The sequence below is a fragment of the Treponema vincentii genome, assembly GCF_018336815.1.
Taxonomy (GTDB): domain Bacteria; phylum Spirochaetota; class Spirochaetia; order Treponematales; family Treponemataceae; genus Treponema.
In genome coordinates this window covers 733892-747982 of record NZ_CP050497.1, presented here as the reverse complement: position 1 = coordinate 747982, position 14091 = coordinate 733892, and the positions used below count along the sequence as shown (strand labels likewise).

Below are 14091 nucleotides of genomic sequence, written 5' to 3'. Positions count from 1 at the left end.
GCATCTTCTAAAAACCGGAATTCTTAGAGGTTCTCTGTTATAATTTTTGAGAAAATATTTCGGCGATAGCCTCGACAAAGCACCTGTCGGTATCGGTAAAATGATCGCATTCGGGAGCATCAAGATCAATCACACCGAATAAAATACCGTTGTGAATAATCGGTACAACTAATTCACTTTTACTTGCCGCATCGCAGGCAATATGTCCGGGAAAAGCGTGTACATCCGGCACCATGATACTTTTCCGATTGACCGCACAATGCCCGCAGACACCTTTTCCATAACCAATGCGATAGCAAGCCGGTCGGCCTTGAAATGGCCCCAGAACCAATTCATCACCTTTCATTTGATAAAACCCCGCCCAATTTAAGCCGGAAATATTTTCCATGATAAACGCGCTGGTATTTGCCATTACCGCAATAACATCGGTTTCGCTTTCGATTAATGCACGATATTGAGCTAATTTTTCTTTCATTTTTCGCTCCTACTTTTATCTTTAACTAAGATCAACAACCCGTTTTTAATGCTGCCTGTGGTGTTTCTTTAAACGTTAAAATACTATTTATAATATAATATATTGTCAAGTATAATATTTATAGTATACAGGGCAATCGAATCCGATGCAGCGGTTTGTTCCTCCTTAATGATAAAATGAAAAACCGATTATGCGACGTAAGGTTTCAAGTATGTAGGGCAACCGCATCAGGACAAATATGATACGACTCCCTGCCATTTGCGAAAAATTTTTTAAAATTTTTCGCACTTTGTTTTAAAAGTCGGACAAACACATCAGGCGGGTAAATATAAATCGCAAAATCAGGAGGTTGGGCAAGCATTTGAACCGCGGAGAGGTTCAACTCTGCTTGAACAGCCTCCTGATTTTGCGGGGATATTCAAAAAATGTCTGATGCGTTTGCCCGAAAAATTCCAGTTATTCACGGTTGACATTTTTCGGGTTCTATGTGCATAATACTATTATGTTACCGCACGCTTACGTTGAAGCAAATCTTGCCCGTCATGCAGCCCCTTGTTTAGCAGGAATTAAACCGGCGAATCTTGTGTCGTTTCCAAGCGCCGATATTCAATGGTGTGATACCTATAACGCGATACTGAATGAGCAAGGAATATATTTTACCCCACTTTGCGTATGCGAAAACCGCGCTCAAATATTAGTATATCGGAAGGATTTGCTCGCTCGCCTTTGTTTTCAACCTTCAGTGACCATGGTGCTGCAATCTTTCGGATATCGGCCGGAAAGCGGGCTTGAAGCAATTATTATGCGGTTAAAGGATCGGATGTCTGTTTTAAGAGGAGCACGAAACAGGCATTGCAGGGACAGCTTTCCGCACGAAATCGGGCTTTTTTTAGGTTATCCTGCAGATGATGTAATGCAGTATGTAAAAACAGGAGGCCGAAATTGTTTGCTGTGCGGATACTGGAAGGTATACAGCAATCCCGAAAAAGCATTACAAGTGTTCCACCAGTATACGGAATGTAAAGAGCGTTTTGCTTTACAGATAAAAAGCGGCATGACTATCTTTGAGATTGTTTGTGCAGCTTAATGACAGAATAATACTTCTATTATTCTCATCACACTTTATAAGGAGTTTGCTATGGCAAAAGTTGCAGTAGTATTTTGGAGCGGAACCGGTCATACCGAAAAGATGGCCCATTGTATTATGGACGGACTGAAAGCAGGCGGAGCAGATGCTGAATTATTCCCCGTTGCTCAGTTCAGTGCGGATAAATTGGACAGCTATGATAAAATCGCCTTCGGATGCCCTGCGATGGGTGCGGAAGAGCTGGAACCGGATGAATTTGAACCGTTCTTTGCATCAATCGAAAATAAACTTTCAGGGCGCAAAATTGCACTGTTCGGATCCTATGAATGGGCGGACGGTGAATGGATGCAGACATGGGTAGAACGTGCAAAAAGAGATGGAGCCGATGTGTTTGAAGAAGGTCTCATCGCTTATGACGATCCCGATGAAGAAGCACAGAAAAAATGTAAAGAATTCGGTGAGCGATTCGCAAAATAACCGTCAAACACGGTAATGGACGGCACAAAGAACGTATCTTTGTGCCGTTTTTTATTCGTGCGGAGAGTTTAATACCTGCCGTCCTCGGCAACGCTCTGCGTCGGGGTTGTTGATTTCATAATATAGGTTTTAAGCGGAGGAAAGCCGTTAAATTCTACGGATGCATAGCTGGCCGTATAGGCGCCTGCAGTGAGAAAATACACCCTATCTCCCGGCTTGAGATTGATTGGAAGTTGATATTTATATTTTTCATACATAATATCCATACTGTCGCAAGTCGGCCCCGCAAGAATCACTTCGCCGCGCTTGCTGCAATTTGAATCCTTTGACGTTACAATAGGATACTTAATACTTTCGTTGAGTGTTTCCGCCAATCCGTTAAAGACCCCTGCATCAACATAGACCCAGCGATGCAGGGCTGTATTATTTTTCCTCGAAACAGTGATAACTTCGGCAACAAGAACGCCGGCATCGCCAACCATAGACCGTCCCGGTTCAAGGATGATGCGCGGTCGTTCATCGCCAAAGTCATCGTCAAGATAACGATTAATTTCACTTGCATATTCGGAAAGCTCATTGGTCGGAACGACATACGAAGCAGGAAAGCCGCCTCCCATATTGATCATCTTGAGTTCGATATCTTCTTCTTCTTCAAGAGAACGCATTAAATACTTTGTTTTTGCAATAGCATCGTCCCATTGCCCAATATCCCTTTGTTGACTGCCGACATGAAATGAAATTCCATACGGAACAAGCCCAAGCTCTTTCGCCAAAATACAAAGATCATAAGCCATATCAGGATGGCAGCCAAACTTACGGGAAAGCGGCCAATCGGCACTATTAGTGTTTTCAACCAAGATACGAACATAGACACGCGATTGAGGTGCATATTTTGCAATATTTTTTAAATCTTCTTTACTGTCGGTAACGAATAACCGGATACCTTTTTCATAAAAATATGCAATATCTTTTGCTTTTTTAATTGTATTTCCGTAGGTAAGCCGATCAGGATTGATTCCCAAGGCAAGAATCTTATCGAGCTCATACCGCGAAGCAATATCAAAATTAGCCCCTAACTCGATAAGCAACTTTAGGATTTCTTCATGCGGATTTGCCTTCACTGCGTAGTAAATGTCTGCGGCAGAAAAGAACTTTTTTAATTCAAGATAATTTTTTTTAATCCGATCCAAATTGATAACAACACAAGGTGTTTCGAGTTTTTCGGAAAACTGCAGCAACCTTTTCCACTCTGTTTCGCTAAGATAATCGGTTACGTTCATGTCCGCCTCCGGATGCGTCTATGGGAGTATGGTGGTATTGATAGCTTTAGCTATAAAGAAATATTACCATAATCATATTGTTTTTATCTGTCAACAAATGAATAAGAAACAGTATAACCGATTTTTCCTATTTTTAAAGAGAAAAAGTCGAAAATTATCGGCAATTTCGAAAAAAAAGAGCGATTCTTACAACAAAGCTAAAATATGTTTCATAATGACACATGTTTTGTTTCTTATTGGAAATATTGATACAATATGGCATATAAAATGACACAATGCATCACGAAAAGAGATTAAGCGGCGGCTCAACCGGAACCTTAGTCCAAAAAAACGGTGGAAATAATCCGATTTAAACCTTTTTTAACCGAAAATTGCGCGGTATACACTGAATTATTGAGCAAAAAGAGCCATATACACCGAATTTCTTCAGGATCTAACTTGGCACGCTTGTTGCTTAATAATAAGTGAAGTTGAAAAACTTCAAGGGCTTTCTAAAAGCCCTACTATTATAAAGCCTTTTGGAGGAAAACTATGAACTCATTAAGTATTTTTAATCCCTTATTTGCGGACTCTGTGCTTGACTCTTTAAATCACGACAACCCTCATTTCGGAGTTTTCAGTCCGTTGGCAAATGCGAATTATCCGACTGTTGATGTGCGCGAAACAAGCGGCGCCTATATTATGGATATTGATCTTCCCGGTTATACGGAAAAGGATGTTACCATTCACTTAAAAGAACGTGTTTTGACGGTTGCTTCCAATCATGAGGAAACAAAAGAGACGGAAGAAAAGCCTAACGGAGAACAATTCCTTATCCGCGAACGCACACAGCGCCGCTTTGTCAGACGTTTTACCCTGCCTGAAGATATCGACCAAGACAAGGTTGAAGCGGCCTTTAAAAACGGCGTATTAACCGTCACCATACCTCGTAAGGAGCTTGCTCCCCGTCGGCAGATTGCCATAAAGTCAAACTAAGAGATTTCCGATCAATCTGAATCAAGATTGACCGAAGTCGCAGAAACTAAGCGAAAAGCCCTCTGCATGATAATTATGCGGAGGGCTTTTTTGTTATCAATATGTGGCATCATATTATCTCGTAAGTCAATTTACACCACGGATGATGTAAATTGACGATGTCGCTTATTAACGTATGCACGTTCTGTACATCAATACAGCAGTTTCCAAAGTTCACACTTTGTTCAACTGTTGCATTTTAAGGTGCTATCTGTGCGATTTAGAACTCGTCGACCTGTTCGGCAACGAAGTCATCGAACAGGTTTATTGTCCGTTTGCCGGAAAAAGAAATAAATGATATAATGGTATAGGTAAATTTGTAAAAAACCGGGTTGTTAATTTTTCAGTATTTCCTGTACAAGTTTGATTGGAGGTTGTTATGAACGAATTTAACGGCGTAGCCGATACAATGCTTATACCGATGGCTGCGCGGATTTATGCATCTAAACAGTTCCCTGAATATTTTTATGATGAAACAGCTTTATCGTTGGAATCAAAAATTCCGGCAGGTACATTTGAACGGATTTGGAAATCGTCGTCCCAATATACGATGCTTGCTTCAGTCGCCCGCTATTATAATTTTGACGAAATGATAAAAAATTTTTATGCCAAGCATGAAAAATGTAACATCGTCAATCTCGGAGCTGGATTGGAAACGGCTGCGTTTAGATTATCTGAAATTAAAGCTCCTTTTTACGAAATCGACTTACCCGAAGTGATAACCTTGCGTAAAAATATTTTGGCTACACGAGAAAACGAAACACTGATCGGCGCAGATATTTTTAAACTGGAGTGGATGGAAGGTATCGATAGCTCTATCCCGACCTTGCTGATTGTATCCGGCGTCTTTCAGTATTTCCGCGAAGAAAAAGTTCTTGCCTTTTTATCGGCGCTTAAGGAGCGATTCCCAAAGGGTGAATTAATTTTTGATGCGACAAATGCAATCGGTATAAAGTATGCCAATAAGTATGTACAAAAAACAGGTAACACTTCGGCACAGATGTATTTTTATGTGGATGACGGTTCTGCCTTTGCGCGAAAATGCGGGATGGAACTTATAGAGCAGCGTACCTTTTACACCACCGCGCGGAAGATGCTGAAACGTAAATTAAAACTGTATACCCGTATCGCGATGAAAGTGTGCGATGATGGAGGCCGAACTATTATTTTGCATTTAAAACTGAATTAAGCGGATACGGTAATTACTTCCTGACAGCTAGATTTACCGTTTTAGGGATGTCCTATAAACTTTAGCTTTAACATACTTCCGGCTTGACAAAATATGATACGGCATATACCCTTTTTACTAGGAATATAATTCTTAAAGGAGAAGATATGAGAAAAGAGTTCCGTATTACGGCGTTGGTAGTAGGTATCCTTTCTATTATTGCAGGTATCTATATGTTCGTCAGCCCGATTACCAGCTTGGTATCGCTTTCGTTTTTTTTCGCAGTGGTTATGTTTATAAACGGCGTTTATGAAATTATCCATTATTTTGCAGACAAAGAAGATCATATCTTGATTGTTTTGCTGAACGGTATTCTCACCATTCTGCTTTCAATTCTCGTACTGTCCAGTCCTTTGTTTGCAGCTGCAACATTTATTCCGTATCTTTTTGCCTGTTGGATATTATTCAGCGGTATTACACGTTTTGTTATCAGTTTTAAAATCCGCTACATAACCAGAAGAGGCGGTTTTTATTTACTATTAGTCGGCATACTGGGTATCATCTGCGGAATCGTTATGCTTATGCATCCGCTCTTTACCAGCCTGTTCGTCGCCTACCTGATCGGCTTCGACTTTATCTATCACGGTATTATCAGCATCGTTTTATTCTTTAGAGGACGATAACCGGATTGAGAGCTGTTGCTCAAAGTTTCTAGAGGTTTCGTTTAATATTTTTAACTTACGCGGTTACCCTTAGGGAAGTGCTGATTCATTCGCATTCGAATTAATCAGTGTTTCCTTAACAGATAACCGCACTTAGTTCGTTACTTTACGTATCAGCTACTTTAACGCTTTGTGGCAGAACCACCAGTCAAAGCCCTCGTATTCCTTGAGCCGCTTTTCGGCGTCTTTTACGTTAGAAGCAGGCGGTATAATCACGTGATCTTTAATTAAGCCGTTTTCAGGCCAGTTGGCAGGCAGCGCTACATCTTCTTTGTCGGAAATCTGCAAAGCCTTTACCGCGCGCAGGATTTCTTTCATGTTTCTGCCGATTTCCTGCGGATAATACAGTACCAACCGGAGTTTTCCCTCGGGATCAACGATGAATACGGCACGAACGGTGTTTGTTCCTTTACCGGGATGCAGCAGACCAAGCGCATTTGCGATAGAATCATTTGCGGCAATGACGGGGAAGGTAATCTGTACATTGAGCTTGTTTTTCATCCATTCAATCCATTTAATATGGCTGAATACCTGATCGACGGAAAGACCGACTAATTTTACGCCGAGTTTTTCAAATTCGGGCATCAATTCCTGAAAACCGACAAACTCTGTTGTGCATACAGGGGTAAAATCGGCAGGATGGCTGAACACGATAAACCACGAACCTTTCATATCTGCCGGTAATGTCATCGGTCCTTGTGTGGTTTGCACTTGTAAAGTGGGAAATGCATCGCCTAAGAGCGGCATGTTAATTCTTTCGTCCATAAGTATCTCCTTGAATCTTAGTAATGATTCTTAATATATCATAGTTTTTAAAAAAAATCAAGCGCTTCCTATCTTTTTGTTTCTTTTAGCTCTCATTTACCGACGTTTTGTAGATCGTTTTGTAAATGAATTCCTGCTCCGCCTCTGCTTTGCTCCATAGCGCCCTATATTATTGAATGTATTTCAGTATATACTGAACTTATGTGGAAATTATTTGCATTCCTTTCGGCGGTGTTTGCCGCTTTTACGTCGATTTTTGCAAAATATGGTATGAAAAGCATCGACTCAACGCTTGCAACGGCGATAAGAACCGTTGTGGTGCTTGTGCTGGCGTGGGGAATTATTTTTGCAACCGGGAACATCAAAGGTATAAAGGATTTAACAGTCGCTAATTGGGTGTTTCTTGTTCTTTCGGGGCTTGCAACCGGTGCGTCATGGCTATGCTATTTTAAGGCGATACAAATCGGCGAAGTGTCGCGCGTTGCGCCAATCGATAAGCTGAGCGTTGTCTTTACGCTGATTCTGTCGTGCCTTATCTTGCATGAAAAGATAACGATGAAAACCGCCCTCGGCAGCGTACTCATCACCGTAGGCTCCCTGCTGTTTTTGTAGCAGGGTACCCGCATTAGGTCTCCTTATTTGGCGGGGAGATTAAAAAGAGAGCTGATGCGTTCCCTGAGCACCTGTTCTCTTGTAGTTTTTTTGCCGTTATGCGATGATAGCGCCCTAATGATCGATATTTATACTGAAATCCGCAAGCGGTACGGAAACGTTCGGCGCGCCCGCGGTTACTATTTATACACGGAAAAGAATGTCCGGCTGCTCGACCTGTGGCTTGACGGAGGAAAGGCTATTTTAGGCCGAAGAACAGGACAAGCGAATCTGGTTTGTAAGCAATTTCTGGATAAGGGACTCACCGGCTTTTTGCCGACCAAGGCCGATGCTCAACTACGGCGTGCGTTGGAAGCCCTGCTGCCGGATTATCCCGTTATCCGCTGGTATGAAACGCAGGATAAGGCGGAACGGATAGCCGGTTCTGTGCTATATGCCGGTCAAACCGATGCGGTACAGCCGCTGCCGGTATGGCGGCCGTTTTTAGACTTTGATTCCGCTTCCGATTCTAAGGAGCCGATAGCCGATAGTCTCATGCTGGTAACGCCCGCCTATCCGGTACCGTGCGGCATTATCGCTGCGGGAAGTCGATTTGAAGAACGCTTGCCTCCTTCTGATATACTGTTTCCGCCGCTTGCGTACAGCCTTGCGCGGGCATTTTTCGATTTGAAGCGTAAGATGGAAGAACTTCAACTCAAAGAAATTAAACTCGATGAGCTCAAACTAGCAGACGAGCACCATTCGGAGGCGGCAGGACGCAGCGCAAGGGTAAGCCGTATAATAGTAAAGAAACGGCAGGCGGCGCTCAATCGAAAAGCCGAAGCGGTGCGCCTCGTCCCCAGTATATGGACACAAAAAGGCTGGTATCTCTTCCCTCATATTCCCGAAGCCGAATACCCTGCGCTCTTTTCGCAGGCGCTTGATGCCCACGTATTAATCTCTCCCGAATACGGCACCCCTTCCATTTTACCCGATTGCGAAAGCTACGCAGAATTAATCCGATTTTTAAAATTGAGGAATGAGAGGAATGCTTGATGAAAAAAACGCCCTTTACGCTGATTTATGCCGATGAAGATATGATTGCGGTGAATAAAGCCGCCGGTCTTTTAGTTGCTGCCGACCGTTGGGATAGTGAAGCCCCGCGGCTCGACCTGCTCATTCAAAAACAGCTACCGCAGATTGCACCGCTGTGTCAAAAACTCTATGCTGTGCACCGGATTGATAAAGACACCTCCGGCATCTTGCTCTATGCCCTCAATGCGGAAGCGCACCGTGCGTTGAACGCCGCATTTCAAGATAGAGAAATAAAGAAAATCTACCGGCTGTTGATTCACGGGCGGGTACCGGAAGAACAGTTTACCGTTGACCTGCCGCTGCGTGCCGACGGGGATGCACTACACCGTACCGTTGTGGATAAACGGCGCGGCAAAGATGCGATAACGCACTTTACGGTGCTGGAAACCTTTCGGCAATTCTCCCTGCTTGAAGCTCGTCCCATTACCGGCAGAACGCACCAGATTAGGGCTCACCTAGCAGCAGCCGGTTATCCGATTGTCTGCGATTCCCTTTACGGCAGCGGCAAACCGGTGCTTCTTTCCAAGCTCAAGCAGCGATGGCGCGGTGATGTGTATACGGAACAGCCGCTTATCCGGCGGCTTGCACTGCATGCCTATCAATTGGAAGGCAAGCATCCTCGGACGAGCGAACCTTTCTCCTTTACTGCGGAATACGCGAAGGATTTTAAGAGTACGGTGCATCAGCTTCAAAAGCTGTAAGGGGGTGCAGCTATTATCATACTATCATACAATCGAGCAGTTATAATGCCGTTCTCTCAATGCATATGCCATGTCTGCGGTAACCTTTCAGACTTTGCAGCTGTTTTATCAGTTATCGGTACACACGACTAGATATTTTTACAGGAGAATAATATGAAAAATTTTCATCGCACTTTACGTATAAGTGCAACATTCGGTTTTATTTTGATGCTGTGCTGCCTGCCGCTCGCGGTCTATGCAAAGGATAAAGATAAAAACAAGAAAAAGGGAATCAGCTATGAGGCCGACATCGACTATCCCGTTTTTGAAAAAGAGCCGCTTCTAAACGCGCAAGTTTCGGACATCGTGCAAAAGAATCTTGAAGCTTTTAATAACGAATTCTTTTCTGCAGAAGCGCCCGCCTATCCGCAAGTTTTTGAATTCGATATCGACAGCAGCTCAGTATACGAGGATGCCAATCATATCAGTTTTCTGCTGAATGTCTATCAATATGCCGGCGGGGCGCATGGAAGCACCTTCCTCATCCCGATAACCTACAGCAAGCAAACCAAAAAACTGCTCTCATTAGAAGAAGCTTTACAACCGGCGCGGAAAGATTGGCTGGCAGCTCTTTCAACTGAGGCGCGTAAACAGCTGAATGCTCAAGTTAAAAAACAGAAATTTTCCTCCGACGAGGATTGGATTAACAAAGGCACTGAACCGACAAAAGAAAATTTTGCAATCTTTAAGCTTGAAAAAAATTCCGTCCGTATTATCTTCAGCCAATATCAAGTCGGACCGTATTCTTCGGGTATGCCGGAAATTGTTGTTCCCCGCTCCTTGTTTAAGTAGATGTTTTCCATGGAACTCAGTTTTTGAAAAATGATATTGCAATCTAACCATTTCTATGATGTTTTTAGAAAAAATGAGGTGCTTTTTTAGTATTTTTCCGGTAATTTCGGCCTCAAAACCTATGAAAATGGCAAAAACTGATTTCCGTGGATTTTTTCCGGTTGTATTTGACACCACTCCGTACCCGTGGTATACTTCTCCATATTATGTTGCAAAGTTTATACGCTGCAAACTCACTTTTCTCTTTCCGTAAGCTCTGCGTAATGCAGGCAGCCGCATTGCGTATTGAGCTTGCCCCCCCCCCCCATATCAAGTCATTATATAGTATAGACTTAATAAATTCAAATCTTATTATTTTCTTTGTTTATTGTTTTCAGGTCTACATAGGATACACTCTTTTTTCGTATCCCATGAAATACGTATCTATAGCCGGAGCAAGTTCAGCTATTAGCCTTTTGCAAATAGACAACGCAGATGCCCGTATATTTGCAAAAGTACGAAATTCTTATCAATTAATCACAAAGAAGCATCATCATAAAGGAGCTTACCATGAAGTGTCCCCATGTTTTCGCATTCGCCGTATTCGTCGCTTTGTTAAGTGTACCGGTTTTCGGGTGTAAACCCAATGTAGAAAGCCGCAACAGTATCGTCACTGTTACCGTAACAGGTGATGAGCACACCGTTGTACAGGAACCGAATACCTTTCAGGTTAATAATGGGACGCAGTGGCAGGACGTGAAAGCACGTATCCGGGTTACCTATGCCGACGGATTTGAGGGAGACGGTTGGAAGCTCGGCGGCAAAGACGGAATGGGATTGAGCGACGATTACCGGTTTACCGAAAACGCAACGGTTTTTGCACTTTCAAAACAGAAGCATATCAACACTCCCATTACGATAACAGTGAATGCCGATGAAGGCTACGGCCTGCGCCCCGAACATACGCTTACGGTAGAGAAAGGTTCCCTTTGGAAGGATATAAAAACGCAGGCAGAAGGCATGGTAATGTTAAAAGATGGCCGTATAACGGACGGCTGGAAGCGCGGCACTTCCGAAGGTGCCTATTTGGATGATGCGGATACTTTTACCAAAGATGAAACCGTATGCGCTGTTTCCCGCAAGAGCACCGATCCGGCTCCTGCCAGAATTACTATCACCGTTACGGGGGACGAAGGGGTAACGGTGAACTCGCCCGTAACCTTTAGTGCTGTAAGCGGCGCAATGTGGAAAAACCTTAAAGCCGCAGCAGAGGCTCGAATCACTGTTAAAGAGAAACACGCGGTTAAAGAATGGCGACTTACCGGTAAAGACGGAGAGATGCTTACCGGTGCAAAAACCTTTACAAAAGACGAAACCGTTTTTGCCGGTACCGAGGAATTAAAAGACGTACCGGCGGATTCTTCTCTTTTTGAAACGGACGGAAAAGGCACCATAACCGGTTATACCTGTGCAAAGAACGATTTACCCAAAGTGCTGGTTATCCCCGGCAAAATAGGCGAAGAGATTATTACAAAAATCGGGCGAAATGCTTTTGCAGAAACTCCGATAGAACAGCTTAATCTCTCTCAAGCTGATTCTCTTATCGAAATCGGTGAGTACTCTTTTGTCGGGTGTGAAGAAATGGCGGGAACACTCGTTTTTCCTGCAACTCTTACAACAATCGGAGCGAATGCTTTTTACGACTGCACAAAGCTTCAGAGTATAAATATTTTAGCTTGCACGGAGCTTACCAAAATTGGTGCGGGGGCTTTTTCTAGCTGTACAAAGCTGCAAGGTTTAAACATCTCATCGTGTACGAAACTTACCGAAATCGACATGTGGGCTTTTTCTGGCTGTACGGAATTAGCAACAATAGTTTTCCCTAAAAGTCTTAAAAAAATCGATCTACAGGCTTTTAGAGGCTGTTCAAAACTTCAAAGCCTTGATTTTTCCACTTGTATGGAGCTAACCGAAATCGAGGAGGAGGCTTTTTCCCGTTGTGAGGGATTGACCGCTATTAATTTCTCCCCAAAACTTGAAAAAATTGATAGATCTGCTTTTCTCGATTGTAAAAAACTCCGGAGTATAGATTTTTCCACCTGTACGGCGCCTCTTGACATCGGAAAGGAAGCTTTTTCCGGTTGTATAAATATGACAGAGATTGTTTTCCCTGCAAGTCTTAAAACAGTCGGTAAGCAAGCTTTTGCAAACCTTGAGAATCTTCAAAGGGTAGATTTTTCCTCTTGTGCCGAGCTTACCGAAATCGGTGAGCAATCTTTCTATCATACAGGAATAAGGGGAACACTCATTTTCCCTGCAAAACTTAAAACAATCGGCAAAGAAGCGTTTAAGAACTGTACTAGCTTAACCGGAATAAATACTTCCTCGTGTAGGGAACTTACCGAAATTGGTACGAGTGCTTTTTGGGGCTGTACAGAAATGGAGGGGATGGTTTTTCTTCCGACAAGTCTTCAAAAAATAGGCGATACTCCTTTTACTTGGTGGACTAAAATAAAGATAGATATAAACCTTTCCGCGTGTACAGAGCTTACCGAAATCGGTGCGGGCGCTTTTTACAAATGTAAGGAAATGACCGGAACACTCGTTTTTCCTGCAAAACTTAAAACAATCGGCAGAGAGGCTTTTATGTATTGTACCGGCTTAACCGGTATAGACACTTCCGCATGTACGGCGCTTACCGAAATTGGTGAGAGCGCTTTTTACGAATGTAAGGAAATGACCGGAACACTCGTTTTTCCTGCAACACTCACAACAATCGGAGCAGGTGCTTTTTACGGCTGTAAAAAGCTTCAAAGCTTAAACATCTCATCGTGTACGGCGCTTACCGAAATCGGAGAGAGCGCTTTTGCCGACTGTGAGAAAATGACCGGAACACTTGTTTTCCCTGCGACACTTACAACAATCGGTGCGGCGGCTTTTAAATACTGCAAAAAGCTTCAAAGCTTAAACATCTCATCGTGTACGGCGCTTACCGAAATCGGTGAGAGCGCTTTTGGCGAGTGTGAGGAAATGGCGGGAACACTCGTTTTCCCTGCAACACTTACAACGATCGGTGCGAAGGCTTTTAAAGACTGTAAAAAGCTTCAAAGTATAAATATTTCAGCTTGCACGGAACTCACTGAAATTGCACCGGAGACGTTTAGATCATGTGAAAATTTGATGGGCATCATTGTATTTCCTGCAAATGTTAGAAGCATAAAAGGAAAAAAGGATGGACCGGTGTACCTCGGTGCCTTTGAAGACTGCAAAAAACTTCAGGGTATAGACTTTTCCGCTTGTACGGCGCTTACCGAAATCGGTGAGGCTGCTTTTTCCGGTTGTAAAGAAATGACCGGAACACTCGTTTTTCCTGCGACACTTACAACAATCGGAGCAGATGCTTTTTACGGCTGTAAAAAGCTTCAAAGCTTAAACATCTCATCGTGTACGGCGCTTACCAAAATCGGTAATAGCGCTTTTTCTGGTTGTGCGGAATTGACAGGTATAATATCTTTCCCTGCAAATTTACAAAAAATCAATAGTTCATCTTTTGCCGGCTGCAAAAAAGTGCAAAGTTTTGATTTTTCAGTATGTACAAACCTTACGGAAATCGGTAGCCACGCGTTTGATTTCTGTGAGGAGCTGCAACCCGTAGATCTTTCTTTATGTACACGGCTTACAACAATCGGTGAGGAAGCTTTTTATGCTTGTAGAAAAGCCGTTGTTAAATTACCTGAAAGTATCATAGAATTAGGTTCTGGTGCTTTTGGATATCCTATTTCAGCATGGAGCTTTGGAGCATGCAAAAGAGTGTTTATAAAGAGCGGCGCTCATTTTGACCGGATTAAAGCGCTGGTAACCGGCGAGCCGTGTAAATATCCTGCAAGTAGAATCGGAAGCTATTAA

At 43.1% G+C, this 14091-nt stretch carries 13 protein-coding genes; 10 read left to right on the top strand and 3 right to left on the bottom strand.

The window, feature by feature from the left end; genetic code table 11:
* Positions 1 to 37: 37 nt before the first annotated feature.
* Positions 38 to 475, bottom strand: a complete 438-nt coding sequence (locus GWP40_RS03420) for a GAF domain-containing protein (RefSeq protein ID WP_212566059.1) — start codon at positions 473 to 475, stop codon at positions 38 to 40.
* 502 nt (positions 476 to 977) lie between these two features.
* Here GWP40_RS03420 and GWP40_RS03415 point away from each other — a divergent pair.
* Both GWP40_RS03415 and GWP40_RS03410 read left to right on the top strand, forming a co-directional pair.
* Entirely contained in the window at positions 978 to 1562 is a 585-nt protein-coding gene (locus GWP40_RS03415; protein WP_212566058.1) for a DUF3793 family protein, read from the top strand.
* A 51-nt stretch (positions 1563 to 1613) separates the two neighbouring features.
* Positions 1614 to 2039 carry a flavodoxin gene (locus GWP40_RS03410; RefSeq protein ID WP_212566057.1) on the top strand — a complete coding sequence of 142 codons (426 nt, stop codon included), beginning with the start codon at positions 1614 to 1616 and terminating at the stop codon, positions 2037 to 2039.
* Positions 2040 to 2107: 68 nt separating this feature from the next.
* Here the strand turns inward: GWP40_RS03410 and GWP40_RS03405 are convergent, their stop codons facing one another.
* Entirely contained in the window at positions 2108 to 3319 is a 1212-nt protein-coding gene (locus GWP40_RS03405) for a type III PLP-dependent enzyme (RefSeq protein WP_212566056.1), read from the bottom strand.
* A gap of 531 nt (positions 3320 to 3850) precedes the next feature.
* Between GWP40_RS03405 and GWP40_RS03400 the strand changes: the two genes are divergently transcribed.
* From GWP40_RS03400 to GWP40_RS03390, 3 genes are all read left to right on the top strand, one after another.
* Positions 3851 to 4294: an Hsp20/alpha crystallin family protein gene (locus GWP40_RS03400; RefSeq protein ID WP_212566055.1), complete on the top strand. Its 444-nt coding sequence runs from the start codon at positions 3851 to 3853 to the stop codon at positions 4292 to 4294.
* Positions 4295 to 4712: 418 nt separating this feature from the next.
* Positions 4713 to 5522 carry a class I SAM-dependent methyltransferase gene (locus GWP40_RS03395; protein WP_212566054.1) on the top strand — a complete coding sequence of 270 codons (810 nt, stop codon included), beginning with the start codon at positions 4713 to 4715 and terminating at the stop codon, positions 5520 to 5522.
* Between the two features lie 146 nt (positions 5523 to 5668).
* Positions 5669 to 6184: an HdeD family acid-resistance protein gene (locus GWP40_RS03390; RefSeq protein ID WP_212566053.1), complete on the top strand. Its 516-nt coding sequence runs from the start codon at positions 5669 to 5671 to the stop codon at positions 6182 to 6184.
* Positions 6185 to 6340: 156 nt separating this feature from the next.
* Here GWP40_RS03390 and GWP40_RS03385 read toward each other — a convergent pair whose 3' ends face one another.
* Complete coding sequence (locus tag GWP40_RS03385) at positions 6341 to 6988, bottom strand: peroxiredoxin (RefSeq protein ID WP_212566052.1); 648 nt, start codon at positions 6986 to 6988, stop codon at positions 6341 to 6343.
* Positions 6989 to 7189: 201 nt separating this feature from the next.
* Here GWP40_RS03385 and GWP40_RS03380 point away from each other — a divergent pair, with 201 nt between their 5' ends.
* From GWP40_RS03380 to GWP40_RS03360, 5 genes are all read left to right on the top strand, one after another.
* Positions 7190 to 7600: an EamA family transporter gene (locus GWP40_RS03380; protein ID WP_212566051.1), complete on the top strand. Its 411-nt coding sequence runs from the start codon at positions 7190 to 7192 to the stop codon at positions 7598 to 7600.
* 117 nt (positions 7601 to 7717) lie between these two features.
* Entirely contained in the window at positions 7718 to 8635 is a 918-nt protein-coding gene (locus GWP40_RS03375; RefSeq protein WP_212566050.1) for a hypothetical protein, read from the top strand.
* Complete coding sequence (locus tag GWP40_RS03370) at positions 8635 to 9375, top strand: RluA family pseudouridine synthase (RefSeq protein ID WP_212566049.1); 741 nt, start codon at positions 8635 to 8637, stop codon at positions 9373 to 9375. Before GWP40_RS03375 ends, GWP40_RS03370 begins: the two co-directional genes overlap by 1 nt.
* A 153-nt stretch (positions 9376 to 9528) precedes the next feature.
* Positions 9529 to 10206: a DUF3298 and DUF4163 domain-containing protein gene (locus GWP40_RS03365; protein WP_212566048.1), complete on the top strand. Its 678-nt coding sequence runs from the start codon at positions 9529 to 9531 to the stop codon at positions 10204 to 10206.
* A 549-nt stretch (positions 10207 to 10755) separates the two neighbouring features.
* Positions 10756 to 14091, top strand: coding sequence for a leucine-rich repeat domain-containing protein (locus GWP40_RS03360; RefSeq protein WP_212566047.1), 3336 nt, complete (start codon positions 10756 to 10758; stop codon positions 14089 to 14091).

Bases quoted from the DNA above. Each gene is read 5' to 3' on its own strand.
- GWP40_RS03400 (WP_212566055.1), top strand. From the start codon at position 3,851: ATGAACTCATTAAGTATTTTTAATCCCTTATTTGCGGACTCTGTGCTT.
- GWP40_RS03415 (WP_212566058.1), top strand. From the start codon at position 978: ATGTTACCGCACGCTTACGTTGAAGCAAATCTTGCCCGTCATGCAGCC.
- GWP40_RS03390 (WP_212566053.1), top strand. From the start codon at position 5,669: ATGAGAAAAGAGTTCCGTATTACGGCGTTGGTAGTAGGTATCCTTTCT.
- GWP40_RS03360 (WP_212566047.1), top strand. From the start codon at position 10,756: ATGAAGTGTCCCCATGTTTTCGCATTCGCCGTATTCGTCGCTTTGTTA.
- GWP40_RS03405 (WP_212566056.1), bottom strand. From the start codon at position 3,319: ATGAACGTAACCGATTATCTTAGCGAAACAGAGTGGAAAAGGTTGCTG.
- GWP40_RS03375 (WP_212566050.1), top strand. From the start codon at position 7,718: ATGATCGATATTTATACTGAAATCCGCAAGCGGTACGGAAACGTTCGG.
- GWP40_RS03380 (WP_212566051.1), top strand. From the start codon at position 7,190: ATGTGGAAATTATTTGCATTCCTTTCGGCGGTGTTTGCCGCTTTTACG.
- GWP40_RS03410 (WP_212566057.1), top strand. From the start codon at position 1,614: ATGGCAAAAGTTGCAGTAGTATTTTGGAGCGGAACCGGTCATACCGAA.
- GWP40_RS03370 (WP_212566049.1), top strand. From the start codon at position 8,635: ATGAAAAAAACGCCCTTTACGCTGATTTATGCCGATGAAGATATGATT.
- GWP40_RS03385 (WP_212566052.1), bottom strand. From the start codon at position 6,988: ATGGACGAAAGAATTAACATGCCGCTCTTAGGCGATGCATTTCCCACT.
- GWP40_RS03365 (WP_212566048.1), top strand. From the start codon at position 9,529: ATGAAAAATTTTCATCGCACTTTACGTATAAGTGCAACATTCGGTTTT.
- GWP40_RS03395 (WP_212566054.1), top strand. From the start codon at position 4,713: ATGAACGAATTTAACGGCGTAGCCGATACAATGCTTATACCGATGGCT.
- GWP40_RS03420 (WP_212566059.1), bottom strand. From the start codon at position 475: ATGAAAGAAAAATTAGCTCAATATCGTGCATTAATCGAAAGCGAAACC.